The 13,810-nt window shown below is 44.3% G+C and carries 16 protein-coding genes and 1 pseudogene; 10 read left to right on the top strand and 7 right to left on the bottom strand.

What is annotated here, in order from left to right:
• Positions 1-331, top strand: a 331-nt coding sequence (locus IM473_RS21950; protein ID WP_287659833.1) for a hypothetical protein, incomplete at its 5' end; no start/stop codon positions are given.
• Positions 332-356: 25 nt separating this feature from the next.
• Here the strand turns inward: IM473_RS21950 and IM473_RS21945 are convergent.
• Complete coding sequence (locus IM473_RS21945; protein ID WP_287659832.1) at positions 357-896, bottom strand: hypothetical protein; 540 nt, start codon at positions 894-896, stop codon at positions 357-359.
• Positions 897-1,069: 173 nt separating this feature from the next.
• On the opposite strand from IM473_RS21945, the gene IM473_RS21940 reads away from it, so the two are divergent.
• Both IM473_RS21940 and IM473_RS21935 read left to right on the top strand, forming a co-directional pair.
• A complete protein-coding gene (locus IM473_RS21940) occupies positions 1,070-1,333 on the top strand; it encodes a hypothetical protein (protein WP_002771281.1) in 264 nt (87 codons plus the stop codon).
• The gene (locus tag IM473_RS21935; protein WP_287659831.1) at positions 1,334-1,735 is read left to right on the top strand and encodes a type II toxin-antitoxin system VapC family toxin; all 402 of its coding nucleotides are present in this window, start codon (positions 1,334-1,336) and stop codon (positions 1,733-1,735) included.
• Positions 1,736-1,830: 95 nt separating this feature from the next.
• Here the strand turns inward: IM473_RS21935 and IM473_RS21930 are convergent, their stop codons facing one another.
• The gene (locus tag IM473_RS21930) at positions 1,831-2,223 is read right to left on the bottom strand and encodes a hypothetical protein (protein ID WP_287659830.1); all 393 of its coding nucleotides are present in this window, start codon (positions 2,221-2,223) and stop codon (positions 1,831-1,833) included.
• A gap of 12 nt (positions 2,224-2,235) precedes the next feature.
• Between IM473_RS21930 and IM473_RS21925 the strand changes: the two genes are divergently transcribed.
• The 4 genes from IM473_RS21925 to IM473_RS21910 all read left to right on the top strand — a co-directional run bounded on the left by IM473_RS21925 (position 2,236) and on the right by IM473_RS21910 (position 5,546).
• Positions 2,236-3,138 carry a hypothetical protein gene (locus tag IM473_RS21925; RefSeq protein ID WP_287659829.1) on the top strand — a complete coding sequence of 301 codons (903 nt, stop codon included), beginning with the start codon at positions 2,236-2,238 and terminating at the stop codon, positions 3,136-3,138.
• 88 nt (positions 3,139-3,226) lie between these two features.
• Positions 3,227-3,424: a DUF751 family protein gene (locus IM473_RS21920; RefSeq protein WP_002737592.1), complete on the top strand. Its 198-nt coding sequence runs from the start codon at positions 3,227-3,229 to the stop codon at positions 3,422-3,424.
• Positions 3,425-3,465: 41 nt separating this feature from the next.
• Positions 3,466-3,858, top strand: a complete 393-nt coding sequence (gene rbfA, locus IM473_RS21915; protein ID WP_002751761.1) for a 30S ribosome-binding factor RbfA — start codon at positions 3,466-3,468, stop codon at positions 3,856-3,858.
• Positions 3,859-3,965: 107 nt separating this feature from the next.
• The gene (locus IM473_RS21910) at positions 3,966-5,546 is read left to right on the top strand and encodes a glycoside hydrolase family 3 N-terminal domain-containing protein (protein WP_287659827.1); all 1,581 of its coding nucleotides are present in this window, start codon (positions 3,966-3,968) and stop codon (positions 5,544-5,546) included.
• On the opposite strand, the gene IM473_RS21905 is transcribed toward IM473_RS21910, so the two are convergent.
• The gene (locus tag IM473_RS21905) at positions 5,543-6,742 is read right to left on the bottom strand and encodes a lipid-A-disaccharide synthase-related protein (RefSeq protein WP_287659826.1); all 1,200 of its coding nucleotides are present in this window, start codon (positions 6,740-6,742) and stop codon (positions 5,543-5,545) included. The genes IM473_RS21910 and IM473_RS21905 overlap by 4 nt on opposite strands.
• Positions 6,743-7,082: 340 nt before the next feature.
• On the opposite strand from IM473_RS21905, the gene tsaE reads away from it, so the two are divergent.
• Entirely contained in the window at positions 7,083-7,553 is a 471-nt protein-coding gene (gene tsaE, locus IM473_RS21900) for a tRNA (adenosine(37)-N6)-threonylcarbamoyltransferase complex ATPase subunit type 1 TsaE (RefSeq protein ID WP_287659825.1), read from the top strand.
• Between the two features lie 133 nt (positions 7,554-7,686).
• On the opposite strand, the pseudogene IM473_RS21895 reads toward tsaE, so the two are convergent.
• Together IM473_RS21895 and mnmG are read right to left on the bottom strand one after the other, a co-directional pair.
• A pseudogene (locus IM473_RS21895) lies at positions 7,687-8,052 on the bottom strand (transposase); the annotation flags it as partial.
• Positions 8,053-8,058: 6 nt separating this feature from the next.
• A complete protein-coding gene (gene mnmG, locus IM473_RS21890; protein ID WP_271938778.1) occupies positions 8,059-9,966 on the bottom strand; it encodes a tRNA uridine-5-carboxymethylaminomethyl(34) synthesis enzyme MnmG in 1,908 nt (635 codons plus the stop codon).
• 233 nt (positions 9,967-10,199) lie between these two features.
• Between mnmG and IM473_RS21885 the strand changes: the two genes are divergently transcribed.
• The gene (locus IM473_RS21885; protein WP_287659824.1) at positions 10,200-11,627 is read left to right on the top strand and encodes a cytochrome ubiquinol oxidase subunit I; all 1,428 of its coding nucleotides are present in this window, start codon (positions 10,200-10,202) and stop codon (positions 11,625-11,627) included.
• A gap of 8 nt (positions 11,628-11,635) precedes the next feature.
• Positions 11,636-12,649 carry a cytochrome d ubiquinol oxidase subunit II gene (cydB, locus tag IM473_RS21880; protein WP_287076763.1) on the top strand — a complete coding sequence of 338 codons (1,014 nt, stop codon included), beginning with the start codon at positions 11,636-11,638 and terminating at the stop codon, positions 12,647-12,649.
• Between the two features lie 81 nt (positions 12,650-12,730).
• Here the strand turns inward: cydB and IM473_RS21875 are convergent, their stop codons facing one another.
• On the bottom strand, positions 12,731-13,225 hold the full coding sequence (locus IM473_RS21875; protein WP_287659834.1) for a phosphoribosyltransferase: 495 nt from the start codon (positions 13,223-13,225) through the stop codon (positions 12,731-12,733).
• Between the two features lie 22 nt (positions 13,226-13,247).
• A complete protein-coding gene (locus IM473_RS21870) occupies positions 13,248-13,481 on the bottom strand; it encodes a hypothetical protein (RefSeq protein WP_002771307.1) in 234 nt (77 codons plus the stop codon).
• Positions 13,482-13,810 lie beyond the last annotated feature (329 nt).

Here is a 13,810-nt window from a genome sequence, read left to right as displayed (position 1 = left end):
CAACTTTGACCAACCCCTATCAACCATCCTCCCTATCCTAAAAACCTTTCCTTGGGACAGTAGCGAAGCAATTATCACCCTAAAAAAAGAGCATCTGATCGATATTCTCGATCGCTATCTCAATAACGCTCTATCTGCCACTGACCTAGAAAACTGGGCCGATGCCATCGAATGCAGAGAAGATATCGCCTATGAAACAGATTACGAAGCTCTCATCAATGACATCATTTTTGACCTCGCTAATCCTACCTTAAACGATCCACTATCACCAAAAACAATCGAACAATACATCAGCCAACTTTCCCATTTAAAGTCTTCCTTAATTGCCTAAAAAATTGACCTCTCCTTTGTGAAATTTAATGCGGGTTTACTTGAATCTCAATTTTGTCCGAGGGGTTAAATTTAATTTCCTCGACAACGTAGGAACTCTTACTCGCTACCACCTCGATACCTCTTATTTTTGGAGAATCTAGCGAGGTTAAAGTTACTTCTGCTTTTCCTTCATTAACATCAACAATTTTAAAGTTCTGTAAAGGTTCCTGCCAGCGTTGTCTATTCTGGTTTGGATTGCTTGATCCCCCTTCCCCACGAATAACAAGCGTTCCGCTTTTGATAATAACCTTCCCTTGAAACTCTATCTGTTTGATCTCTTTCATCGCCACTTCTTTTGTTTTTGAATCTCTCCCTAAAGCGATCGTTTTTGTTGGAGAATCGAACTTGATTAATCTCCCAGATAGAGACGTTCCATTTTTTAAAGATACTTTCGTATCATCTGGTATCAATACGGGAATTTTCTTGACGGGAGATCGATCGCCGGTGGCTGGTAGATGATAGCCAGCAAGAGAGGCGATAAAAACTAGGCTAGTTACGGTTATTATTGGGTAGAGTTTTTTCATCTTTACCTTGCCTGAATGATCGGGATTGGGTTGGTTCTGTTTTCGATCTTGGATGCGGTGGGTTAGGAGTAACAGTAACCCAACCTAGGGTTTTTTCTAGAGGGTTTTTTCCATATTTTAGCGTCAGGATTGTCAAAGGGGAAGCGTTTTATCTTCTCTTTATGTTAAAACTTATGAAGGTACTCCTTTATGCGGTAAGCGATAGAAATATGACTCTACAAGAGCTAATGCGGTGGGCGGAAAAATTATCCGCAATCGAGAAACGGCAACTGATCGAAAAAATTACCGCAGAAATGGCATCGGAATCGGCAGAAGTTAATCAACCCCGTCCCTCTTTATGGGGTATATGCGCCGATTTAGGACAGGCTCCCTCGGCTGAAGATATCGATAAAACCCGACGAGAAGCGTGGGGAGATTTTACGGCAGAGGATCTTTAAGTGTTAAAAGCAGTTTTAGATACTCATGCAGTTATCTGGTATCTTTACGCAGATCAACGATTATCCAATTTGGCTCGACAAACCATCGAACAAATTGGCAATAGTGGAGATACGGTTGCTGTTTCCTCGATTACTCTGGCTGAAATTGTCTATCTTGGTGAAAAAGGACGGATTTCCGCTCAAACAATAGAGCGATTGTTAATGGAACTGGACAGGGAAAATTCTATTTTGATAGAAATCCCGCTCGCTCGCAATATCGTGGTTACTATGGGAGGAATCGAGCGCTCGGATGTTCCCGATTTACCCGATCGAATTATTGCGGCAACCGCCCTATATTTAAACGGTCCCTTAATTAGCCGAGATCGAAAAATTCAATTATCAACGGTTAATACGATCTGGTAGCAACGAACTAATCAAATTCCTATTCCCCGAATATAATTGGATGCGGTGGGTTAGGAGTAACAGTAACCCAACCTGCGGTTTTTGTCAATATATTTTTACTTTCCGAAACCTTTGTTCGGGCGGTTTTGTTTGGCAATACGGAGGGCTTTTCCGGTTTTGCCATCCTGTAGTGCAATCCGCATCGATCGCTTTTTCTGGTAGGATTGAATATCCGCCGCTAACGGATGATCGTTATCGATGCGTAGATGGGTTAAAGAACAGATAAGACCCGTTTGTTTTCCCAATTCATTTTTTAGGAAACAAATAATTCCCCCCTCGTCTCCCGTGTAGAAAATTTTATTGATCAAAAACTGGTGATCGGGTTTGTATCGCTCGCCTTTTGTTTCAGCTAGTTTTAACGTTTCGGGAGTTGCACGCACAGGGATCGGTAAACTCGCTTCCATTTTCTCAATTAAAAAACGAACTTGTCGGGGATCGTCGATCGACATGGGTTATTCTCCTTGATAAAATACAAAGAACTGGCGATAGAACCCGGTCGATCGAGTAGGATAGCGATCGAAAACGCCAATCAGGGACATTTTGCCGTGAGCGCTCCGAATTCTCCCCCTCCCGGAACACAGATACTAGGAACCTTCGCCAGTCTTCTCGGTTTGCTGGGGATTTTTCTCTATTTTACGGGATGGATTTATCGGTGGGCCTATTTCGGCTGGTTTAGCCTTGAGATTAACCGTCTGGACTTGCCCTTGCGTTCCTTCCTTTTCGTGCCGATACAGGTCTTCTGTGGCGATTTCGGGGCGTTTCTGCGAACGTTTCTGGCGCTGGTTGCCGTTGCCTTTGCGATTCAATTTACTCTCTGGATTTTGTCTCCCCTGCCATCCTATTCAATTGTCAGTCAATCTAAACTGAAATTTCATCAAAAATTTCAGTTCCTAGGTTTATTAGTCCGGGGAATTCCCGAAGCTCTCCGAAAAGATTTTATCGCTGTTATTTGGTTATTAATTATACTTTTTTGGTTAGCCCGAATTCAGGGATCGAGCGATGCCCGTCGCGATGCAATTAATGATAGTTCTACCTTACCAGTTATCACTTTAGTTTTACCGGAAAAACAGATAGCGATCGGTCGGAATCTGGAGGATGTTTTTACCGATCCTTCTCTCAAAGGTTATCGAATTATCGGTGAGACTAAATTACTCGAAGATCTGCGGGGAAAAGAAACGAATGATAGTAAAGTTAATCCCTCGCGAGTTTGGCGGTTATTAATCCAAAATAACAATTGGACTTATGTTTTTCGCGGGTTATCCCCTCAGTCAGCAGAAAATGAACGTCCGGCGATTCTAGCCATTCGCGAGGATAAGGAAGGACAATTGATGATTCTCGCGCCGGATGTCCCAGAATCCAGGTGAAACTCAATCGGGGAAATTATCGAATTACCCTTGAACATCGAAGCTTACTGCTATAATTACTTACGGACAAAGATAATAAATAAAATTTATGGGCGACTTTTTTGATAACGTGAGCCGTTACCCCCGCTATCTGATTAGCTTTAGTTTAGGGATTTTCTTCGCCTTTTTCGGCTGGTTGGCCCCTTTATTAAAAAATCCCCTCACAGCGATCGCACTTGTCGGCTTTCTGGGGGGAACTTTCGCCTTTCTTTATTTCACCCTCAAAGCCATGCTCGGATTAGCTTGATACAATGGTAAGGGTTTCGCTGTTTTTAGGGGACAAAAATTATGGCCAATGATCGTCGAGTATCTCGCGTGTCCTCGCTAATTAAGCGCGAGGTCAGCCAAATGTTATTAATGGAAATTAAAGATGATCGCGTCGGTGCCGGCATGGTTAGCGTTACCGATGTGGACCTCTCCCACGACCTACAACACGCTAGGATTTTTGTGTCTATCTACGGCAACAAAGATGCAAAGGCCGAAACTATGGCCGGGTTAAAAGCTGCTGCGGGATTCGTCCGACGTGAACTCGGTCAACGCATCCGTCTCAGACGTACCCCCGAAGTGGTCTTCCTAGAAGATTCTTCCCTCGAACGCGGCGATCGAATGTTACATCTTCTTGATCATATTAAAAGCGATCGACCCCCAGAAGATGACGATTCCGCTATCAGTGACCAGTGAACAGTAGAGGATAACTAAATTTAGGCAAAACTGGGAACCTAAAACTTAAACCTGATAACTGATAACTGATAACTGATAACTGATAACTGATAACTGATAACTCAATAGTGAGCGATCGCATTTTATCCCTAAAAGAACGTATTGGTCAGATGATAGTAGTCCGCGCTTCCGGCTATCTCTTTGACCAACAAATCCGCTATCCTGCTTGGGAACCTGTCAACGCCACCCTGAAACATTGGTTAGAAACTCTCCACCTCGGTGGGGTAATTCTCTTAGGAGGCAGCGCCGCCGAAATCGCTTTCCGCAGCCAACAATTACAAAGTTGGTCAGGGGATAATCCTCTCCTCATCGCCGCCGATATCGAGGAGGGGGTCGGCCAAAGGTTTTCCGGCGCTACTTGGTTTCCCCCCCCGATGGCTTTAGGAAAAATAGCCGAAAAAAGCTTGACAAAAGCTACAGAATATGCTAGGGAAATGGGAGCAATTACCGCTAAGGAGGCTCTAGCGATCGGGATTAACTGGATTTTAGCCCCAATTGTCGATGTGAACAATAATCCCGACAATCCGGTTATTAATATTCGTTCCTTCGCTGAAACTCCCGAAATCGTCGCTAATCTAGCTCAAGCTTTTATTTTAGGGGCGAATTCCTATCCAGTTTTGACCACGGCCAAACATTTTCCCGGCCACGGTGACACCAGCAATGACTCCCATCTTGATCTTCCCATCATCAACCACGATCATCATCGCCTAGAAGCGATCGAATTGCCGCCCTTTCAAGCAGCGATCGAGTCAGGGGTTGATAGTATTATGTCAGGCCATCTGTTAATTCCCGCTTGGGATGCCGAATTTCCGGCCACTCTTTCCTCGAAAATTCTCGGGGAAAAACTGCGCCAAAATCTCGGTTTTCAGGGTTTAATCGTCACTGATGCCCTGATTATGGGAGGAGTGACTAAAATTGCCAGTGCTGCCGCCATCGCAGTGAGCGCGGTACAGGCGGGGGCCGATATACTATTAATGCCTCCCGATCCGATCGAAGCGATCGAAGCGGTGTATAGTGCTGTGCAGGCGGGTACAATTAGCGAAGCGAGAATTAATGATTCTTGGCAGCGTATTCAACGAGCAAAAGAGAAATTAGGGCAAAGACAGCCATCCTTAGAATCCTTAAGCAGTTTAGCGGCACCGCAAGCTCTAGAGATTGTCAGCGATATTTTAAAAGATTCCCAAACAGTTAGCGGTAATTTACCCATTAAAGCCACTCAAGGCCGCAATTTAATCATTATCGATGATTTACTCCACTGTGACTTTCTCGATCGCTCTTGTCCGGCGGTGACAATTCCCCGACAATGGGGTTATCAAACGCAAATTATCGACCGTAGCACCTTTAATCAGTCCCTCGTCTCCCCAGAAACGACTCTCCTACAAGTATTTATCCGTGGTAATCCTTTTCGGGGTAGTGCTGGATTAAGGGAGGAAACGAAAGCTATCTATCAAGCTTTGCTGAAAACTGGACAGATTCAAGCATTGATTATTTATGGTAGTCCCTACGTTTTCCAGTGGTTTCGTCAACAAAGCGGAGACATTCCCTATCTTTTCAGCTACGGACAACAAGCAAGCGCCCAAAAAATCGCCCTAGAAACTATTTTTGAGGGGCCTACTAGCGGCGAAAATCAGACCGATACTTTCATTTAAGGGCAAAAATTGCCTAGTAACCATTGGGCAATGCGATCGGAGGCACCGGCCGATCCCATTCTCTGACGACCATTAAAGGCGATTTCTTGCCACTGTGGGGGATTTTGTAATAAATATTCTAACTTGTCCGCCACTGACTCGGCACTATCGCTTAAGAGAATTGAACAGCCTAATAAACGCTGTTGCAGTTTGGCAAAATGGGGAGTAAACTGTGGTCCAGATCCCGCAATTGTGATCGCCGGTTTACCCAAACCGACGAACTGTTCCGTGGCAGTTCCTGCCATGGCGATCGCTAGATGGCAACGGCCTAAATATTCGGCGTAATCCGTTTGAGAAATAGTTATAAATACTTCTTGACAAATAAACTTATTTGTGCTATGTTCTCGCCAACCCCGGGAAATTAAAGCAGCCGTAAAAGATTCTGCGGGAAGAGAAGGAGCGATCGCCGCCAAAAATTCCAGCTTGTAATCGGGAAAACGGCCGATAATGGCCGCCACAGCTGCGAGAATTTGCTGCCAATTGTGGAGAGATTCGGGAAAGCGCGAACCGGGTAGCAGCAGAATAGTTAGGCAATCTTGGGGAAAATCGCCCGTTATCGAGGGTAAAAGGTCATCCATCATCGGATTACCCCCATCGACAACGGGAATTGACCACTGTTGTAAAATTTTGCTAGTTAAACTATCCCGGGGAAAAACCCCCCGACAGCGAGGATGAGCCATTAACCAGCGTTCCCAGGGATAATAACAGGAACCCCAGAGGCGATCGATCATCGAGCTACTATCTAACCATCCCCGCTCATCCCGGAGATAGTATTCCGATTTAGCCGTTCCCACAAAAGCATAATCTGTCCCACTCAACCAAGCAAGGGCAAGGGGTAAGATATCTCCCACCGCGACAATTTTTCCCCCTTCTTGGCCCCAATTTCTGACCAGACGGTATTGACGGGAGGTTAATCCTAATAATCCCTCCCGTAGATCTCGCCATAATTGTTTGACATCCCTAGTTATAAAACCCCCAGAGGGCATTTTTTGACCTTGATCGAGAAGGGGAATCCCCAGACGAGTATAAGCATAACCGTTACCCACTAGGGGTAACGCAGTAATATCCGGACAGTGGGGGGATGATTGCAGTCTTTTAATAATCCGGATCGCGATCTCATCTTCACCGTGGCCATTACTCAAAAATAATAATTTCACTTTTTTTCTTAACTTCTAGCTTAAAGTCCTAAACTTCGGTTGTTTTATTCCCCTCGACCCTAGACAATGCTGATGGTTAGGGAACAATCAATTTTATAAAAGCAGTTAACCAACTCCCATTTAGTCTAATCTACCAGAAGGTTTCGCCGATCGCTTATCTCTGTCTTGATAGCGACCATTTGACCAAAGGTTAAGACTAAGAGATAAGGGATTAGTTTAACTGCTTCTATTTTTCTCGATCATAAAGACCAAATTTGGACCCCCAGAGCCAAGGATGTCAGAAACCTGCTCTGATCGCTATATTAAAATCAGTGGTTAATTGGCATCCTAACGGGAAAAAATGATTATCGACTTACCCGATCGAGAAGCTACTGTCAATTTAGGCGAAAAACTGGGGCAAACCTTGGCCTCTGGCAGTGTAATTTTATTAAAAGGCGATTTGGGAGCGGGAAAAACCACCTTAGTACAGGGAATTGGCTTAGGATTGGGCATTCAAGAGCCTATAGCTAGTCCTACCTTCACCCTCGTTAACGAATATAACGAAGGCCGCGTTCCTTTGTATCATTTGGATTTGTATCGTTTGCAGGGTCAAGATATCGAGGCGCTGTACCTAGAAAATTATTGGCAGGGAATCGAGGTAGATTTAGGGATAGTGGCGATCGAATGGTCAGAACGTTTAACTTTTTTGCCAGAAAATTATCTAGAGATTACTTTACTCGATCGAGGTGAGCAGGGACGACGAGCGCTGCTCAATTTTGTCGGTGGGGACGAAAAAAATAGCGACCCCACAGGAATCGCTATCGGCACTTGACTCTTTAAGCAATCAAACTTTAGCGGTAACTTTCCGCATCTAAGGTTGAAACATTTTACTTTCAGGTTATCTCCGATCAAATAGGATTAAACTACTTAGGGTTTGCTGAAAAAATCAGATAGGAAAAAAAAAGTTATGATGCTAAGGGCAAATTCTGTTTCTTTAATGATAAGTGATTCTGTTGATAATTCTCAATTAACATCAAGATAACTGATAGAAAAGACCAAAAACAGTAACTTTTCTGATTTCGGACAAAAAGAAATAGTAAAACCTGCCTTAGCAGGGTAGAAAGATTAACCACTAAAAGGGTAATGGCGATAGAAGTTTCTGACGTTTCTGAAAGTTTAGTCATCACTCTATCGAGTCCAAAACGTCTTTTAGCTTGTCGAAATTTGCCCTCAATACGATGGCGAAACTTTTCATCTAACTGAGCTTGTTTTTTTAGTTCAGCACTTCGATTCTTCGGTGGTCTTCCCAATAGTAATCCACTAATCAGGATTATTTCCTAACTTTTAACTGCCGACATCTGCCGCATTTCTAAATACACTAATAAAGCGTTAATATCGGCGGGATTGACTCCACCAATTCGCGAGGCTTGGCCGATGGTGGCGGGTTTAATTTTTGTTAATTTTTCCCGCGATTCCATTGACAAAGTTTCGATTTTCATGTAGTCAATATCGGGGGATAAATGACGGTTACTGTGGCGACTAATTTGGTCGATTTGATTTTGTTGTCGTTTCAAATAACCGGAATATTTAATCTCAATTTCTACCCCTTCTCTTTCGGCTAAATTTATATCAGGATTACCTAAACCATAGCGATCAAGATCGAGATAATGGAAGCTAGGACGACGCAGTAAATCCGCTAAAGAGAGAGAACCTTTAATTTTTTGTTCCGTATCCTTAACGATGGCAATTGCCACCTCATCCCGTTCTTTAATTCTCGTTTCGTGTAAGCGTTCTTTTTCAGCGATAATATTAGCTTGTTTGCTCTGGAATAATTGCCAACGCCGGTCATCAATTAAACCAATTTCTCGCCCTAAAGGTGTTAATCGTTGATCGGCATTATCCGATCGCAATACTAAGCGATATTCGGAACGACTGGTTAACATTCGATAGGGTTCCCGCAGATCCTTAGTACATAAATCATCGACCAAAGTTCCTAGATAACTTTCCTCCCGGGGAAAAACAATTAACTCTTTTCCTAAAGCAAACCGCGCCGCATTAATCCCCGCCACCAGTCCCTGGGCTGCCGCTTCTTCATAACCGGTTGTCCCGTTAATTTGTCCCGCACAAAATAACCCCTCAATCTTCTTCGTCATCAGGGTTGGATAACACTGAGTTGCTGGTAAATAATCGTATTCCACTGCATAGGCAGCACGCAACATCACACAGTTTTCTAAACCGGGTAAAGTCCGCAGCATTGCTAATTGAACATTTTCCGGCAGTCCCGTTGAAAAGCCTTGGATATAAAGTTCGGGAATATCGCGCCCTTCCGGTTCGATAAAAATTTGATGACTTTCTTTATCGGCAAAACGGACGATTTTATCCTCAATACTAGGACAATAACGCGGACCTTTGGAGTCAATAAAACCGCCATAAATGGGGGATAAATGTAAATTATCTCTGATTAATTGATGAGTTGCCGCCGTGGTGCGGGTGAGATGACAGTTCATTTGTTCCCGTTCGATCCACACCTCCGGATCAAAACTAAACCAACGTACCTCGTCATCGGGCGGTTGCGGTTCCATGCGAGAGTAATCCACCGAACGCTTATCCACACGGGCAGGAGTGCCAGTTTTTAGGCGACCGGTCTCGAATCCGAGACGATTTAGGGTTTCTGTTAAACCCACCGCCGCAAATTCGCCCGCGCGTCCGGCGGCCATAGACTTGCCGCCGATCCAGATTTTGCCGCCTAAAAAAGTGCCAGTGGTTAAAATGACGGCTTTAGCGGCGAAACAAGTGCCGAAATAGGTTTCTACCCCTAAAACTTGCTCATTTGCCCCTAAAATCAGGTCTGTGGCCATGCCTTCCCGAATAACCAGATTTGCCTGGGTTTCGACGATACCTTTCATCACCGCCGCGTATTCCCGTTTATCGGTTTGGGCGCGTAGGGCCCAGACTGCCGGTCCGCGAGAGGCATTAAGAACCCGTTTTTGCAGATAGGTGCGGTCGGCCATTTTGCCAATTTCGCCGCCTAAAGCGTCCACTTCGTGGGTTAATTGGGATTTAGCTGGACCACCGACGGCGGGGTTACAGGGTTGCCAAGCGATTTTATCGAGATTAAGGGTGAGGAGAAGGGTACGACAACCGAGACGGGCGCAAGCTAGGGCCGCTTCACAGCCGGAATGGCCCGCCCCGACGACGATGACATCAAATTCATCTTGAAAGTCTGCGGCTGAGGAGAAAGTCATACTCGATCGAGGGGAAAATTAGTTAATCAGGCTAATATTCTAGCAATTTTTCTGAGTTTTCCCTCAAATATAATACAAGAATACTAACTAAAGTCATTGACTAACACCAAAGCGATCGCATAAATCTAAAAACAATCTATATAATTCCTGTTTAACCTTGCCTTTTCAGGGCATTATTGGCTAAGTATTATAGGTGCTTATGATATCTTCACGATCGTTCAAAGATTATAATCATGGATTTACTTGCCAATCCCGTCGCTTTGTCGCGGATACAATTCGCCATCACCGCTATCTTCCACATGCTTTGGCCGGTGTTAACCACTGGTATGGGCATTTATCTAGTTATTGTCGAAGGATTATGGCTAAAAACCCGCAATCCTGACTACTATCATCACGCTCGCTTCTGGTCAAAACTCTACATTCTCAATTTCGGCATTGGAGTTGCTTCTGGTTTACCCATGGCCTTCCAGTTTGGCATGAATTGGGCGCCTTTTTCGGAAGCAGTGGGGGACTTTTTCGGAACTATCCTCGGTTTCGAGGGAACCATGGCCTTTATGCTAGAGGCTAGTTTTCTAGGAATTATGCTGTTTGGTTGGGGACGAGTTCCCCCGTTAATTCACTTCCTAGCGACAATTCTCGTCGCTTTTGGGGCTAATCTTTCCACTTTCTGGATTTTAACCGCTAATTCTTGGCTGCAAACCCCCGCCGGTGGCATCTTCGTGGATGGTAAATTTATCGTTCAAGATTACCTACAAGCGATTCTCAATCCCTTCATGGTTAATAGTTTCCTGCATATGTTTTTCGCCACTCTGGAAACTTCTCTTTTCGTCATTGGTGGGATTAGTGCTTGGTATTTGCTCAATAAACGTCACATTAGCTTTTTTAGTCGTTCTCTCAAAATTATTCTTACTCTAGCGATTGTTATCGCTCCCTTGCAAATTTTTGTCGGTCATCTTAGTGCCGAACAAGTGTATCACTATCAACCGGCTAAATTAGCCGCCATGGAAGCGCAATGGGAAACCATTCCTGCGGGAGAAACTGCCGGTTGGAGTTTGGTTGCTTTACCCAAGGATAAAGCGGAGACAAATAGCTGGGAAGTGAAGATTCCTAATGCTTTGGGTTATCTTTTGGAATTAAAACCCAAGTTATCGGAACCTGTTCTCGGCTTAAAAACGTGGAAATACGAAGACAGACCGCACATGGTGGGGCTAATCTATTATTCCTTCCGGATTATGGTCGCTATCGGTCTTTTTCTCGCGTCTTTAATGGCTGTAACTGTTGGGCAATGGCTGCGCGGTCAATTATCTAACGAAAAAATCGACAGTCAAAAATGGTTACTGCGCGCTTGGGTTTTTGCAGCCCCTCTGGGTTATCTTGCGGTGGAAACCGGTTGGATTGTCCGTTGTGTCGGTCGTCAACCCTGGACAGTTTACAATCAAATCCGGACGGTGGATGCTGCTTCTAAACTGCCTGCGGGCGAGATTTTAACCTCTTTAATCGGAATTACGGCGATTTATGTGGTTTTCTTGGTTTCTGCTCTCTATTTCGGCAGTCTTATTATCCGTCAGGGACCCAATCTTAACTTACCACTGCCGGGGACTCAAGAGGAAAAAGTGACCTCACCAGAACTAAATCCTCGTTCCCTAGAAGCGCAACAATAGGAGGAACTATGGAACCTTTACAGTATTTTTTGCCGCAAATTTGGTTTTTTATTCTGGGTTTATTCCTGTTTCTCTACGTCCTCCTCGATGGTTTTGACTTGGGGGTGGGAATTCTTTCCCTGACTTCCTCCTCCGAGAAGCGTCGCAGTATTTTAATGACCAGTTTGGGCAATGTTTGGGATGCTAACGAAACTTGGATTGTCTTGATGGGGGGTTCCCTGTTTGGGGCGTTTCCCCTAGCTTACGGGACAATTTTAAACGCTTTATACCTGCCAGCAGTGATTATGGTGGTGGGGCTGTTATTTCGGGCTGTTTCCTTCGAGTTTCGTGAACATTCTCGTCGCAAGTTGTTCTGGAATTATGCCTTCGGACTCGGCAGTTTTTTGGCCGCTTTGGGGCAAGGATTCGCCCTCGGTGCGGTTTTTGAGGGCATTAAAGTGGATGAATTGGGTCATTTTGCCGGCGGTCCCTTTGATTGGTTAACATGGCGATCGATTCTAGTGTCTCTAACTTTAATCCAAGCTTATGTTTTAGTGGGTTCCACTTACCTAATTCTGAAAACTACGGGTAATTTACAGGAAGTTCACTATAAAACGGCAAAAATTGCCGCTATTACCACTTTTATCGGTGCTGTCTTTATCACCATCAGTACGCCGCTGCTTTCCGACCATATCCGTCAGCGTTTATTTGACCCTCGACTAATTTACATCTTTATCCTCATCCCGATTTTAGCTGTGCTGTTACTGGGTTTATTACTGCGGAGTTTGCAACTAAAGGAAGAAAACACCCCCATGGTCTGGACAGTATTGCTGTTTATGCTCTCTTTTCTCGGTTTGGGATTGTTGATTTTTCCCGATATTATTCCCCCGTCAGTGACAATTTATCAAGCGGCGGCCGCCCCTAGTTCTTTGGTGTTTATGCTGACTTTTGTGGGTTTTTTAATCCCAATTTTACTAGCCTATACAGTTTATAATTACATCGTTTTTCGGGGCAAAATTACTGCTGAATCCTACGGAGAATAGATGACGTTGCCGATTTCAGACATGAATCTTCTTTGGTGGGATTTTTAAGGGGAAACTCTCTAAGCTGTTGGTAAACTGAATTTATTCTAGGAGGTCTTTGGGTGTAATTAACTCGTAACGCTCGAAGGGTTGATGAATCCAAGGATTATCGGGGTAGTATTCCACATAATAGTCAGGTTTGATTCTTGATGCTGCTTTGTACCAGATCACCGCAGTTTTGATATTGGTAATCCCGTATTTTTCCTGTAACAAAATCGAGGTTTTTTGGAGGGTAATTCCCGAATCGACTAAATCATCCACTAATAACAAGGGACTCTTTAATTTGGTTTCGATCATGGCTAAATTCGAGGAAATAGTTAATTCTCCCCGAATTTGATGATTTTGCCCCCCGTAGGAAGCAGCGTAGAGAATAGCTAGGGGTTGACGAAAAAGACGACAGAGAATGTCACCGACGCGCAATCCTCCCTTAGCTAAACAGACAATCTGAGCAAATTGCCAACCAGAACGATCGATTTTTACTGCTAATTTTTCGATCAGACGATGGTATTCATCCCAAGAAACATAAATATCGGCCATATTTTCCATTCCCGATTGATAATTACTTATTTTCGGCAGGTCGATCACTACTCCAGGCCCACCAAACTCGATCGCATTGACAATGATAGAATTCCTGCCATTTACGTCGAGAATCTTCTCCTAAAACGGGAGCGCGGCGATTGATCCAAACGGCCTGAGCTTCTTTAGCTTTTGCCCCACAGTAAGGACAACAAAAATTGTAGGCGTGAACAGCATTCTCTGTCCAGTCAGGAGGAAAGGGACTAAAAGCATCCATAATCTCTGGGTTAAGGGTGTTAACAGTCAAAAAGGGGCTTCAATCGCTGGTGTTTGGGCTATAGTCCTCAATTTCTGCTGCGATAATTTTTACAGCGTTTCCCATAAAAATGAAGTGTAACCTAATTTGGTATTGACGACCGACTCCCCCAAAGGAAAACTTTGTACCTCACTATTAAGATAAATGCTATATAGCGGTATGCACTTGCATGAGGTACAATAGAAGAGGACAATAAATTATAGACCTAGGCAGGAGCCACGACCCGATGAAGCCCTATTCTTTAGACTTGCGACAAAAGATCATCGAGACCTACGAGGAGAATAACCTCT

The sequence above is a fragment of the Microcystis sp. M015S2 genome, from assembly GCF_020245945.1.
GTDB lineage: Bacteria > Cyanobacteriota > Cyanobacteriia > Cyanobacteriales > Microcystaceae > Microcystis.
Note: the sequence above shows the minus strand (reverse complement) of the source record. Positions and strands in the feature narration are given on the sequence as shown.

Coding starts and splice junctions, on each gene's coding strand:
- IM473_RS21940 (WP_002771281.1), top strand. CDS start 1,070: ATGAAGGTACTCCTTTATGCGGTAAGCGATAGAAATATGACTCTACAA.
- IM473_RS21930 (WP_287659830.1), bottom strand. CDS start 2,223: ATGTCGATCGACGATCCCCGACAAGTTCGTTTTTTAATTGAGAAAATG.
- IM473_RS21870 (WP_002771307.1), bottom strand. CDS start 13,481: ATGGATGCTTTTAGTCCCTTTCCTCCTGACTGGACAGAGAATGCTGTT.
- cydB (WP_287076763.1), top strand. CDS start 11,636: ATGGAACCTTTACAGTATTTTTTGCCGCAAATTTGGTTTTTTATTCTG.
- IM473_RS21945 (WP_287659832.1), bottom strand. CDS start 896: ATGAAAAAACTCTACCCAATAATAACCGTAACTAGCCTAGTTTTTATC.
- tsaE (WP_287659825.1), top strand. CDS start 7,083: ATGATTATCGACTTACCCGATCGAGAAGCTACTGTCAATTTAGGCGAA.
- mnmG (WP_271938778.1), bottom strand. CDS start 9,966: ATGACTTTCTCCTCAGCCGCAGACTTTCAAGATGAATTTGATGTCATC.
- rbfA (WP_002751761.1), top strand. CDS start 3,466: ATGGCCAATGATCGTCGAGTATCTCGCGTGTCCTCGCTAATTAAGCGC.
- IM473_RS21920 (WP_002737592.1), top strand. CDS start 3,227: ATGGGCGACTTTTTTGATAACGTGAGCCGTTACCCCCGCTATCTGATT.
- IM473_RS21875 (WP_287659834.1), bottom strand. CDS start 13,225: ATGGCCGATATTTATGTTTCTTGGGATGAATACCATCGTCTGATCGAA.
- IM473_RS21885 (WP_287659824.1), top strand. CDS start 10,200: ATGGATTTACTTGCCAATCCCGTCGCTTTGTCGCGGATACAATTCGCC.